10 protein-coding genes and 1 pseudogene are annotated in these 13389 nt (G+C 47.1%); 7 read left to right on the top strand and 4 right to left on the bottom strand.

Annotated features, from left to right (window positions below; genetic code table 11):
* Window positions 1-679, top strand: a pseudogene (locus BK127_RS43955) (collagen-like protein); the annotation flags it as partial.
* Between the two features lie 167 nt (window positions 680-846).
* Here BK127_RS43955 and BK127_RS46100 read toward each other — a convergent pair.
* Window positions 847-1143, bottom strand: coding sequence for a YhjD family protein (locus BK127_RS46100; protein ID WP_483874387.1), 297 nt, complete (start codon window positions 1141-1143; stop codon window positions 847-849).
* A 108-nt stretch (window positions 1144-1251) separates the two neighbouring features.
* On the opposite strand from BK127_RS46100, the gene araD reads away from it, so the two are divergent.
* From araD to BK127_RS29055, 4 genes are all read left to right on the top strand, one after another.
* Complete coding sequence (gene araD / locus BK127_RS29070; protein ID WP_076235618.1) at window positions 1252-1947, top strand: L-ribulose-5-phosphate 4-epimerase; 696 nt, start codon at window positions 1252-1254, stop codon at window positions 1945-1947.
* Window positions 1948-1966: 19 nt separating this feature from the next.
* On the top strand, window positions 1967-3637 hold the full coding sequence (locus BK127_RS29065) for a ribulokinase (RefSeq protein ID WP_076235601.1): 1671 nt from the start codon (window positions 1967-1969) through the stop codon (window positions 3635-3637).
* A gap of 422 nt (window positions 3638-4059) precedes the next feature.
* On the top strand, window positions 4060-5550 hold the full coding sequence (araA, locus tag BK127_RS29060; protein ID WP_076235600.1) for an L-arabinose isomerase: 1491 nt from the start codon (window positions 4060-4062) through the stop codon (window positions 5548-5550).
* 192 nt (window positions 5551-5742) lie between these two features.
* The gene (locus BK127_RS29055; RefSeq protein WP_076235599.1) at window positions 5743-6717 is read left to right on the top strand and encodes a diaminopimelate dehydrogenase; all 975 of its coding nucleotides are present in this window, start codon (window positions 5743-5745) and stop codon (window positions 6715-6717) included.
* An 87-nt stretch (window positions 6718-6804) separates the two neighbouring features.
* On the opposite strand, the gene BK127_RS29050 is transcribed toward BK127_RS29055, so the two are convergent.
* From BK127_RS29050 to BK127_RS29040, 3 genes are read right to left on the bottom strand one after another with little or no spacing between them, the layout of a single operon-like run.
* On the bottom strand, window positions 6805-7650 hold the full coding sequence (locus tag BK127_RS29050) for a carbohydrate ABC transporter permease (RefSeq protein WP_218639049.1): 846 nt from the start codon (window positions 7648-7650) through the stop codon (window positions 6805-6807).
* Window position 7651: 1 nt separating this feature from the next.
* Complete coding sequence (locus BK127_RS29045; RefSeq protein ID WP_144026590.1) at window positions 7652-8608, bottom strand: carbohydrate ABC transporter permease; 957 nt, start codon at window positions 8606-8608, stop codon at window positions 7652-7654.
* Window positions 8609-8637: 29 nt separating this feature from the next.
* Window positions 8638-9951 carry an ABC transporter substrate-binding protein gene (locus tag BK127_RS29040; RefSeq protein WP_076235597.1) on the bottom strand — a complete coding sequence of 438 codons (1314 nt, stop codon included), beginning with the start codon at window positions 9949-9951 and terminating at the stop codon, window positions 8638-8640.
* Between the two features lie 241 nt (window positions 9952-10192).
* On the opposite strand from BK127_RS29040, the gene BK127_RS29035 reads away from it, so the two are divergent.
* Both BK127_RS29035 and BK127_RS29030 read left to right on the top strand, forming a co-directional pair.
* The gene (locus BK127_RS29035; protein ID WP_179097646.1) at window positions 10193-12487 is read left to right on the top strand and encodes a helix-turn-helix domain-containing protein; all 2295 of its coding nucleotides are present in this window, start codon (window positions 10193-10195) and stop codon (window positions 12485-12487) included.
* A 191-nt stretch (window positions 12488-12678) separates the two neighbouring features.
* The gene (locus BK127_RS29030) at window positions 12679-13170 is read left to right on the top strand and encodes a hypothetical protein (RefSeq protein WP_076235595.1); all 492 of its coding nucleotides are present in this window, start codon (window positions 12679-12681) and stop codon (window positions 13168-13170) included.
* Window positions 13171-13389: the final 219 nt, after the last annotated feature.

Here is a 13389-nt window from a genome sequence, read left to right as displayed (position 1 = left end):
GCAAGGTCTGCAAGGACCACAAGGCTTGCAAGGACCGCAAGGTGCACAAGGGCCGCAAGGTCTGCAAGGACCACAAGGTCTGCAAGGACCGCAAGGTGCACAAGGCCCGCAAGGTCTGCAAGGACCACAAGGCTTGCAAGGCCCGCAAGGTACACAAGGGCCGCAAGGTCTGCAAGGACCGCAAGGTGCACAAGGCCCGCAAGGTCTGCAAGGACCACAAGGCTTGCAAGGACCGCAAGGTCTGCAAGGGCCACAAGGTGCTCAAGGGCCGCAAGGCCCACAAGGCGGGATTTTCCAGCAATTTCAGGTATCTGAAAATACTCCAAATACCACTGGTAGTTCAGCAATCGCAGTAGGTCTTGCCCCGGCTACATTAAAAACGATCACAATAACAGGGGTTCCTGCTGGAAGTCGCGTTTGGTTAACTGGTCTCGTTGGTTGGCAAGATACGGCAGGTAATACAATAGTTCAATTACAAATTCTTCGTGGAGCAACTGTTATTTTCAGCATTAATCAACATGGGACCGGGAACAACACATTTGCAGCTACAAGTGTCAACCATGTTGATTTAACCCCTGGAACTGGTAATGTTACGTATTCATTAGGCGGATTAACTACTGTCGGTACGGCTAATGCCATCGGGGCCATCACTTTTACAGGCGCTTTAATACAGCCTTAGCAAAAGGTGGTATAGACGAACAAGCTTTGATATATTTAAGTTTCTTAAGAAGTTGTTCATATAAGAAAAATCCCCACGCAGCTGCGCGGGGATTTTTCTTTGTCGGTACTTCCGAACAAGCTAAATATACGACATTATGGTATACGTACAAGAATTTATCTATAGGATTACTTTTTCATTCTAGTCAATAAAACTTTAAAGTTTTCCCCCATCATGATACTAATACGCGTTCTAAATACATCTCGCATCACGGTGAAAGGATACTCGTAGCCCCGGCAAATATATTTATAGTGCAGGTCATCATCTATACGGTTATCCTCAAACACCTTGATTTGTCTGGCCAGCAATTCATTTTTGTTTTTACCATTACAGTATGAATTCGATTCATTAGGATCTGTGTTGCTGCTATACGAGCGACAACAGCGATCGGAAGGATATTTGGACGTGAGCGGGACCTTATTCACAGGGCTTTTAGAGAGTTAAAAATAGAAGTGGAAAATTTGTACGTACAAATATATAATGGGTATAGTGAAGCGAAAACAAACTCGATTTCAGGAAAGGTGTGGAACCGTTTGTTAAAAAAGTTAAAGCAGGAAGTGCTGCAGGCTAATCTGGATTTGCCAAAGTACGGCTTGGTCACCTTTACATGGGGCAATGTGAGTGGAATTGACCGTGAACGCGGACTGGTGGTCATTAAGCCAAGCGGTGTTCCTTATGAGGAATTACAGGCAAACGATTTGGTCGTTGTGGATTTGCAAGGCACTATTGTGGAGGGCAGCTATCGCCCTTCATCCGACACGCCTACGCATTTGGCATTGTACCGCGCTTTTGAAGATATTGGCGGAATTGTACATACCCATTCGCCTTGGGCGACGAGCTGGGCACAGGCTGGCAGACCGATTCCGGCACTCGGTACGACGCAGGCGGATTATTTTTATGGTGAAGTGCCCTGCACACGCCATATGACGAAGGATGAGATTGAAGGCGCTTACGAGCTGGAGACCGGGAATGTGATTATTGAAACCTTTCACAATTTAAAGTTGAATCCACGGCAAATCCCTGGTGTATTGGTCAATTGTCATGCTCCATTCGCTTGGGGCAAGGATGCCCATGATGCTGTTCACAATGCTGTGGTGCTGGAGGAAGTCGCCAAAATGGCTTACCATACGTACCAACTAAATCCGCAGATTGCTCCGATGGATCAAGTGCTGCTGGATCGGCATTTTTTGAGAAAACACGGAGCTAACGCATATTACGGACAAAAATAAAGCGATGGAGGCGAACAGGTTGGGCAACAAATATGCAATCGGAGTCGACTACGGAACTGAATCCGGCCGAGCTGTACTGGTCGATTTAAGCGACGGAACGGAGCTGGCGGATCATGTTACGCCGTATCCACATAATGTTATTGACGAGCAGCTGCCGGAATCCGGTGTCAAGCTGGATATGGATTGGGCGCTGCAGCATCCTGCCGATTATATTACAGTACTCAAACAATCGATTCCGGCAGTACTGAAGTTATCCGGTATCGATCCGGCTGATGTGATCGGGTTGGGCATCGATTTTACAGCGTGTACGATGCTGCCTGTTGATGCAAAAGGGGTGCCGTTATGCTTTGACTCCGAGCTGAAGGATCAGCCCCATAGCTGGCTGAAGCTGTGGAAGCATCATGCAGCTCAGGATGAAGCCAATCTGCTGAATGAAATCGCTGAGCAGCGCGGAGAAGCGTTCCTACCCCGTTACGGCGGCAAAATATCGTCCGAATGGATGATTGCGAAGATTTGGCAAATCCTGAATGAAGCGCCTCATATTTATGAGCGTACGGACTTATTCCTGGAAGCGACTGATTGGGTTATCGCGCAAATGACAGGCAATACGGTCTGTAACAGCTGTACGGCAGGCTACAAATCGATATGGCATAAGCAGGATGGATACCCGAGCAAAGATTTTTTCAAAGCATTGGATCCAAGACTCGAGCATTTAACGGACACCAAGCTGCGAGGAGAAGTCCTGCCTCTTGGTACCAAAGCAGGTGGGCTGACTGAAGCTATGGCCGCACTTACGGGACTCAAAGCCGGTACAGCAGTAGCTGTCGGCAACGTGGATGCTCATGCCGCGGTTCCCGCTGTTGGCGTCGTCACACCTGGCAAGCTCGTGATGGCGATGGGTACATCGATTTGCCACATGCTGCTTGGCGACCATGAAAAGCAGGTCGAAGGCATGTGCGGCGTCGTCGAGGACGGAATCATCCCCGGCTATATGGGCTATGAAGCCGGTCAGTCTGCCGTAGGCGATATCTTTGCCTGGTATGTAGAGCAAGCCGTCCCGGCTTACGTTCACGAAGCCGCTGCAAGCGATAATATTTCCGTCCACGAATGGCTGGAACGCCAAGCTTCCACCTACCAGCCAGGACAATCCGGACTGCTTGCTCTGGATTGGTGGAACGGTAACCGTTCCGTGTTGGTCGATACCGACTTAACCGGTCTGCTGGTCGGCTGCACACTCCTGACCAAGCCTGAGGAAATTTACCGTGCGTTGCTGGAATCCACTGCATTCGGCACACGCAAAATCGTCGACGCCTTCCATGATAATGGCGTCGAAGTCCAAGAACTATACGCCTGCGGCGGCTTGCCGCAAAAGAACAAGCTGCTGATGCAAATTTACGCGGATGTCACCAACCGCGAAATCAAAATCGCCGCTTCCAAACAAACGCCAGCGCTTGGCGCTGCTATGTTTGGCGCTGTTGCCGCCGGCTCCGCTAATGGCGGCTACGACACCATTGTCGAAGCCGCTCAGCAAATGGCCCGCATCCGCGAGGAAACGTTCAAGCCGATTCAGGCTAACGTCGAGGTCTACGAGAAGCTGTATCAGGAATACAGCAAGCTCCACGATTATTTTGGCCGTGGCGCGAACGACGTCATGAAGCGCCTAAAAGCGATTAAAGAAGAAATCAATTAATCGCTAAAATCGCTCCGCTGCTATTGCACTGAAGTCTCTCAGTCGTCACTATCGTTGCTCAGTAATCGCTCAGTCGTCGCTCCACCGTCGTTTTGCTCTCGCCCTGCTCTTGTTCTGCTCTTGCCCTGCTCTCGCCCTGCTCTTGCCCTGCTGATGTTCCGAAAGGAACGAAGTGCCCTTATCCTTAACTAAATCTATACACCAAAGTCAAGCGTGTCCCATTGGGACGAAAAGTGCCCCGAATACACAAAACCATGCACCCGCACCCCAGCACCCAAAGCCAAGCGTGTCCCGCAGGGACGAAAGCGCCCCGAGAACACCCCAGTCTGCAGACAGTCAGGGGAGTCCAGAGGGCAGCGCCCTTTGGGGCCCTCCCTACAGGGAGGGTTTGGGAGGGTCGAAAAAAAGGAGATTAACCCACCGTGTTAAAAACAAAACCCTACGAATTTTGGTTCGTTACCGGAAGCCAGCACTTGTATGGCCCTGAAACACTATTAGAAGTCGAGCAGCATTCACGTGAGATCACTCAAGGCTTGGACTGCGATAACGCAATTCCTTATACAATCGTCTTCAAAAGCGTGCTCACAACGCCTGATGCCATTCTCCAGCTTTGCATTGATGCCAATGCAGACGCAGCCTGCGCGGGGATTATTACCTGGATGCATACCTTTTCCCCAGCCAAAATGTGGATTGCTGGCCTGACCGAGCTGCGCAAGCCGCTGCTACATTTGCATACGCAATACAACCGTGATATTCCATGGGACACGATCGATATGGATTTTATGAACACCAATCAATCGGCTCATGGAGATCGGGAGTATGGCTTTATCGGCAGTCGTATGGGGATTGTTCGTAAGGTCGTAGTCGGATATTGGGAGGAAGCTCAGGTTCGTGAACGGATCGGTGGCTGGATGCGCACAGCTGTCGCAGTAATCGAAAGCCGCAATCTGAAGCTGGCCCGTTTTGGGGACAATATGCGTCAGGTGGCGGTGACCGAAGGCGATAAAGTAGAAGCGCAGATTAAATTCGGCTGGTCGATCAACGGATATGGCGTCGGTGATTTGGCGCAGCGGATTAACGATGTATCGGGCAGTCAAATCAACGCTCTGTTCGATGAATATGCCGAACTGTATGATATTTCCGCCGAAGGACGTGCGCCGGGCTCATTGAAGGATTCGATCCTTGAACAAGCGCGTATTGAAATCGGGATGAAGGCTTTTTTACAAGAGGGCGGATTCAGTGCCTTCACGACCAGCTTTGAGGATTTGCATGGCATTAAGCAGCTTCCAGGCCTTGCGGTTCAACGGTTGATGAGTCAAGGCTACGGCTTTGGCGGAGAAGGTGATTGGAAAACAGCGGCTTTAACACGGATGATGAAGATTATTGCGGGTAACGAAGGAACCTCATTCATGGAGGATTACACGTATCACCTGGAGCCGGGAAATGAATTGGTGCTGGGCTCGCACATGCTGGAGGTTTGTCCAACCATCGCAGCGACGCGTCCCAAAATTGAAGTTCATCCACTTTCCATTGGCGGCAAAGCAGATCCAGCACGTCTGACCTTTGATGGTCGTGCCGGTGCAGCCGTGAACGCATCCTTGGTCGATATGGGTGGCCGTTTCCGCTTGATCATCAGTCAGGTGGATGCTGTAGCTCCGCATAAATCGATGCCTAAGCTCCCTGTAGCGAGAGTTCTCTGGAAATCCCAGCCTTCCCTGCAAGAGGCCGCTGAAGCCTGGATTTATGCCGGTGGGGCGCATCATACGGTGTTCTCCTATGTGGTAACCGTTGATCAGCTGCTCGACTGGGCAGAAATGACGGGAATCGAAAGTGTCATCATTAATAAAGATACCAACCTGCGCGGATTCCGCAATGAACTGAAATGGAATGAACTGTTCTGGCGCCTCCGCTAAGAAAGGGTACAGAACCAATATAAGGAGCTTTGTCCCGTAATAGGTGACAGGCTCCTTTTTTACGTCACTGGTGAATAATGAGTGCAGCGGGTCTTATTCACCGGACTTCATACTTAAAACTTTTGTGCAATGCTTACATTTCATGTTATATTAGAACGGGCAGATTGCTATTATAATATGGAGGTATTCGTGATGAACAAGATAAAAGTAGGTATAGTAGGTTATGGTAATTTAGGCCGTGGTGTGGAATCGTCAATTCAGCAAAATGCAGACATGGAGCTCGTTGCGATATTTACAAGACGTCAACCCGCAGATATTCAATCAGCTGTAGAAATGGTTCATATTTCGAAAATCGATACCTACATAGGCAAAATCGATGTGATGATATTATGTGGTGGTTCAGCAACGGATCTACCAGAGCAAGGTCCGTACATCGCGTCCATGTTCCATACGGTGGACAGCTTTGACAACCACGGCAAAATCCCTCAATATTTTGATGCCGTAGAGGCTTCAGCCAAAAAATCCGGACATGCCAGTGTCATTTCAACGGGCTGGGACCCAGGATTGTTTTCATTAAATCGTTTGCTGGCTGAAGTGGTGCTGCCTGAAGGAAAAGAATATACATTTTGGGGAAAAGGGGTAAGCCAGGGTCATTCGGATGCGATTCGTCGAATTCAGGGTGTGAAGAACGCTGTCCAGTATACCATCCCTAATGACGATGCGGTTAATAAAGTCAGAAATGGCGAAGATCCCGTATTAACTACGAGAGACAAGCATCTAAGAGAATGTTATGTTGTGGCGGAAGCCGGAGAAGATCTGTCACGAATTGAAAAAGAGATTACTACGATGCCTAATTATTTTGCTGATTATGAGACTGTGGTTCACTTTATTAGCGCTGAGGAATTGCAGGAACAGCATGCGACTATGCCTCATGGTGGGCTTGTATTTAGAAGTGGCAAGACAGGCGTCAACAGCAAGCAGATCATTGAATTTGGACTTAATCTGGAAAGCAATCCTGAATTTACGGGCAGCGTACTGGTAGCTTATGCCCGAGCCATCCATAAGTTTGCTGCCGAAGGTTTTGTCGGAGCCAAAACGGTATTCGATATTCCATACGGTTATTTGTCACCCAAATCGGCGGAACAGCTGAGAAAAGAATTGTTATAGCATTAAACGAGAGTAAAGCTGCGCACAAAGGTCATACCCTCCATTTTCTTGCGGGAAAAAGGAGGGTATGATCTTTTCAATTTTTAATTATTCCTTGACAGCTCCAGACGTCAGACCCGAAACCATATATTTCTGAAACATTAAGAATAACAGCAATATCGGTATCGTTGAGGAAACACAGACCGTCATGATGTTAGCCCAATCGTAGGCGACCTCACCCATATAACGAATGGAAATACCGGGGTTAAGCGTACGCAATGGATCTTTGGTAATGAGCGTGAGCGAATAGAGCAGATCGTCCCACGACATGATGAAGGAGTAGATACCGACAGCAAAGATGCCAGGCTTGGATAAAGGTAGCACGATACGGAACAGGATCCCGGACCGGCTTACACCATCAATTTTGGCGGCTTCTTCCAGAGATATCGGTATGCTGTCAAAGAAAACCTTCAGCATCATGATCGAGAAAGGAAGAGCAGCTGTTGTCAGCGCGATGATAAGTCCGATATGAGTATTCAGAAGTCCGTAGCTTTTATACATCGCGTATAGGGCAATCAGCAGAGAGACGACTGGCAGCATTTGCGTCGACATAATGGAGAGCATAGCAAGCTCTTTAAAGGCAAACCGGAAGCGGGAAAACGCGTAGCCAGCCATCATAGCCAGCAATAATGTAAGCAGAGTCGTTGACAAGCTGACGATCAGACTATTCTTGTAGTAAACAAGGAACGCAGATTCACTGAAGAGCTTGATATAATGCTCCAAGATGGGTTGGGTTACAAACCATTTGGGCGGCATCACGAACAAATCTGAATTGCGCTTCAGAGACGTAATAGCCATCCAGTACAACGGAAAGAGCAAGAAACTCAGATAAACGATCATTAGAGCTGGGGACACTAGATAACGTAGTATCCGTTCATTCCAGGATTTATTCACGTTAGTGCCCCCTTCCATGTGCATGTTCACTAATCGTGAACAGCTTGTTATAGCCCCACGCGATGAATAGCAGCAGAAGCAGCCACAGTACGCCGATTGCTGCGCCCTCACCCAGGTTTAATTTTACAAATGCCGTTTTGTAGCTTAAAATGGCCAGCGTCGTGGTAGCATTAAGCGGACCTCCGCCTGTCATAATCCAGAAGAGGGGAAACATTTTGAAATTTTCGATCATCGCTATCAAGGTGACCGTTTGAATGGTACTCTTCAGCTGGGGTAAGGTAATGTACCAAAATGCTTGACGGCGGTTAGCTCCATCGATATCTGCTGCTTCATATATTTCGGGCGATATGCCCTGCATCCCGGCCAGCAGCATCGTTGCCATAAAGGGCAGCTGTCTCCAGAGGGCAGCCGCCATGACGGCTGGCAGAGCGAGATCAAGAGAGGTCAACCAATCGTAAGGCTTGCCGATCAGTCCCCAGCTAACAAATAAGTAATTTAATACGCCGTATTGAGGTTGGAACATCCACATCCAGAGCAAGGCTACGACAAGAGTCGGAATTGTCCACGGGATCAGGATGAGCGTACGCAGCCATTTGCGCATAAATACGATCCGGTTAAGTAATGCGGCCAGCACAATTCCAAATATAAATTGTAGCAACACAATACCCACAACATATTTTAATGTCGTACCCAGAGCACCAATAAATTCGCCATCCGTCGATAAATGCACATAGTTAGCAAAATTGTTCCATTGATAGTCATTCATCCGCAACAGTGTAACATTAAAAAAACTCATATAAATCGATTTGGCGATCGGAATGCCAATCGCTAGCAGCAGCATGACCATCGGGGGGGCCAGGAGGAAGAACAGAAACCATTTATCTTTGGCTCGATCCGATAACCAGGCCCTTCCATATGGCTTGTGCGTCGTCACCTTTACATCCTGAGTGCCGTTCAAAGTCGTTCACGTCCTTCTATCCGGAATTTCTATTTGAGAGCTTGTTTCAGCTTAGCGTCGATATCTGCAGCCGTTTTCTCCGGTGTTTCCTTGGCTAATGTGACTTTAAGGACAGCATCTGCCATATCCAGATAGGATTGCTCCAAACCGGGATTATTTTTCGGGAGAGCTTTTACAATACTCATTTGCTCGTTAAGTACTTTGTCAAAAGGGCTGGTATTAAATTCTGGTAAGGAGCTTATCGATTTTCTGGCGGAAACCACATCGCTTTTTTGATGATACAGCAGCATCATGTCTTTATCCGTTAAAAATTTGATGAAATCGGCAGCCTCCTGTTTATGCTTGGAATCTTTACTGATGACCAGACCATGCGCTTCGCCGATAGAGACACTTTTGCCAGAAGAACTCCCGGCAGGCACCAGTGCTGCTTCCCATACGTTGTCGTATGCTTCTCCCTTGCCACTTAATGAGCGAAATACCGCTTTTCCATAATATCCATCTACATACATACCCAATCGACCAATAGAAAACAGGTTGCGTAAATCTTTGAGCTTGGCCGATTGTGGAGTGAGGTTTTCGTTGGTTAGTGTCTGGTAATATTTGTAAGCAGAAGTGGCTTCAGGTGTGTTCAGGTTTACTTTGCCGCTCGCATCAAAGATAGACCCGCCAAAGCTATAAAGGGTTTTCAAGAAAATCATTCCGTTAATCGGCAGTTTATCTGTAGGCTCGCCCAGTCCGTAAACAGCTTCACCGCTATCGGTTTTTAATTTAGCAATTTTACGTGCTGCTTCGAGCATCTCATCGTAGGTTTTAGGAGGTTTGGCTTCAAGTCCCGCTTTTTTGAATAACTCCTTGTTCCAGTAAAGAACATAAGGGGAAGCGGCCCAAGGTACACCCATCAGCTTGCCTTGATACGAGTAGTCATCCTTATAGGATGGCAGCAGGTCGTTGACATAATCTTTACCGAGCAGCTCATCAAGAGGCGCAATGATATCAGAGGTTGCATAAGTCGGAAAGGAGGCTGTAAAGGTCTGAATGACATCGGGTGCATCACCGCTCGAAGCCATTACGAAGGTTTGCTCCTTAATGTTGCCGAAAGGAATACCAATGAATTCAATCTTGACATTAGGCTTCAAGCTTGTGTATGTGCTGGCCATTTGCTCCAGGGCATCTTTGGTTGCTGCTTCACTAATGCTCCAGCTGGCAAATTTTAAGGTAATGGGTTCGCTTGATGATCCGGTTGCAGATTTGTTCGTTTCAGGAGTCGTGCCTCCTTGAGAAGAACAAGCGACCATGGATGAAGCAAGACATACGCTTAATAATACGGTAACTTTTTTATTCATTTCGTTGGTATCCCCCTGTATGGATGAGTGGTTTGACTTACATTTTGATCATAATGTCCGGTAAGCTCTACTGTATATAGGAAGTATTGGCAGGTGAATGCTCAGAAAGCACAGTCCGGCATCATACATTTATGACTTCCATCATTATTTCCTGACACTGAATACTCAAATCGGAGGAAATATGGCATAATGAAGGCACTTTAATAGATGAAAGGGAATAGTGATGAAAGTCTTTATGCAGATGTGGAAGCAATGGAGGAAACCCAATCGGCTGCTGCTTTTATATTTTATTTCTTATGTGCTCGTTATTCTGCTGCCTGTAATAAGTATTGGTTATTTTTCATACAGACTTGCTTTGTACACGGCAGAGGAGGAAATCAGCCGCTCCCATATTAATTCCCTAAGGTATACAGGTACAACCTTTGATGAAACGCTTCGTAAAATTAATTCGCTAACCGTTGCCATTGGTTTTGATAGTCGGTTGAACAGCTACTCAGCCAATATGGATAATCGCTACCTGTTGAATGAAGTTCAAGATATGCTGAAGCAGTCAGTCGCCTCCGACCGAAAGATTCATTCCGTACAGCTGTTTTTTGAATCGGGTGGACAAATCATTTCATCAGATGTTCTGGTGCACGACTATCAAGGAGATCACGACGATCGCTGGGTAGACATGATTCGTCAATCGGAGCAGGACAGCCTCTGGCTTTCACCGGAACTTATACGCAATTATGACGGGCATGAAGAAAGCATCATTACCTTCATTCGTAAGGTACCCTTCGGCTCCCGCAACAAGGTTGGTTATGTGGCCATCCATTTGTTTGAGCGGCAGTTGCAGGGGCAATTAAAGCAAATGCAAAATATGGACAACATGAATACCTATATGGTTTCGGCAGCTGGAGAAATTATTACTTCCTTCAGACAGGCGGATGTGAGCACAGGGGTGACTCGTATGCATTTGGAAAGGGTCGCTTCTTTGCAAGGAGAAGGATTTTTCACGGACAATCATGATCATCCAAGCTCTTTGGTGGCGTATTCGAGCACATTATGGAATGGGTGGAGATTGGTCTCGCAAACGCCGCTTACCAATATATACGAGAAGCTCTCTTATATCGGCAGGCTCACGTTCGGATTTTGTGTGCTTTTGAGCATCGTAGGCATTGCGGTTTCGTTCTGGCTATCACGCAAAATGTACGATCCGATTAAACAATTGATGGAACGAACCCGATCTTACATGAGCGAGCTGGAGCTGAAGGATTCTTCCAAGCATGGCAATGAACTGAGTCAAGTATCGGATGTTCTGGAGACTGCGGTCGGACAAAAGAAGCTTATGGATCAGCAATTTCGCCAGCAGGTGCCTGTCATGCTCGATCGATTCGCGATGGCCTTGCTGCAGCATAGATTGAGCGATACGGAGATCAGGGACCGAATTGAGCAGTATCGTCTTGAGCTGTCGCTGCGAGGGTATGTGGTCATCGTTATTGAGCTGGATTATGCTGCAGAGCTGGCTCAACGATTTACAAACAAGGATATGAATTTATATCAATACGCTATTGCCAACATCGTTTCCGAGCTGATTCAGACCAAAACCCATTACAAGTTTGTGATGACCGATATATCGGAATACCAGCAGGCCGTGGTTATGAACGTTTTTGATATGATGGAGGCTGAGGAGCTGCGTGATCTGGCACAGCACATACAGCAGGTCATTGGAGATGTATTGAAGCTGTCGGTTTCCATTGGTCTTGGCAGCGTCTATGCGAATATCATGGAAGCGCATGTTTCTTTTCAAGAGGCTCTACAGGTGCTCAAAACAAAGCTGCTGCAAGGAGCTAAATCCGTGCTTATATTCGAAACGGCGGGAGAAATGGAAACGGGGTACTATTCATTCCTGCAAACCGGCAAACAGATGACGAATAATTTGAAGGTGGGTAATACCAAAGAAGCGTTAGCTATACTGGAAGGGCTGAAGCAGGAGATTGCGTTAAAGCAGCTATCACCCGAATTGGTGTACATCGCGTACAACCGGCTGCTGGAAACCGGCATTGAAACGCTGCTTGAGCATAATGGAAACCCTCAGGAGCTGTTTGGTCATGATACCGTGCTTCACCGTGAGTTAGCCCAACTTGAGACTATTGATGATATTAACCTATGGATGACAACCATTATTGTGAAAATCTCGACCTATATTCAAGAGCAAGACAACAAGAATAACAAAACCGTGGATAAGGTCACCTCCTACATTAATTTGCATTACCCTGAAGATTTGTCAGTTGAGATGATTGCCGAAGGGGTCGGGTTTAATGCCTCTTATTTAAGTCGTATGTTCAAGCAGCATACAGGCCGCACGATATTGGAGAACTTAACGTTGAAACGAATGGAGCAAAGTAAGCAGCTGCTGCTGGAAACGGCGATGAATTTACACGATATTTCGATGGCAGTTGGCTACAATAATGTGAATAGCTACATCCGTTTTTTCAAAAAGCTTGAGGGCATCACGCCTGGGGAATACCGAAAGCAACGAACAGGGAATTGAAGAGCTTTGTCACTGTTATGGGTGGCACGCTCTTTTTTTTGTTACAACAGGGATAAAAAGTGCAAGCGAATAAAAAGTGTTATAACCACCTAACAATAGGGGAGAAATGTGTTATTGTCGGCAATGGGCAGTTCCGTCTATGATTGCGCTATCGAGCAATAAGGGAGGAACACCATGACAGTTAGCAAAATATGCAGGGTAAGCCGTTGAACGTACTCACCGATTCGGATTGGGATAGGCCCCGCGAGGCCGTGTTGTTCGGGACACACGGAGGCCATGTCAATTGCACGGATGGCCGCTATGTATACATGCGCGCCCCTATCCAGGAGGATAATAAACCGTTGTACGAATACACGCTGATGCCAACGCATATGCACACAAGGTTCGATCCCCGTGAATTTGCAGGGATGGAGCTGGCGGGACCTTTTTCCTTCACCAAGGGTGCACAGGTTATGAAAATTAAAGCTAAAACCTATCTGAATCCTTATCGATACGGCAGCCTGTTATTCGATCTTCATCAGGACCCGAAGCAGGAATCGCAACTGGATGATCCCGAGATTGAAGCACGCATGCTTCGTCTGATGGCACGATTGATGCGTGAGCACGATGCGCCTGCGGAGCAATTTGAACGGCTTGGTATGACGATGGACGGTGATTCTGCAAGTGCACACAAGATGGAGTAACTTTAAGAGAACAAAAACGGTCATCCTACTGGATGGCTATTTTGTGTAGGGATTTATGGAGTGGTCTGGCCCAAGCTCCTTTTTCTATTTTGATGATAGGTGTCAACCTTTGGGCAGGATTCTTTCTTTAGTATTACTTAATATTTATACGTAATATATTCCTTACAATAATACCAGTTTTATACTATAATTAGTTTTTATATACTTTACTATAAAGGA

This window comes from Paenibacillus sp. FSL H7-0331, assembly GCF_001956045.1.
This window is presented reverse-complemented; position numbering and strand designations above follow the sequence as displayed.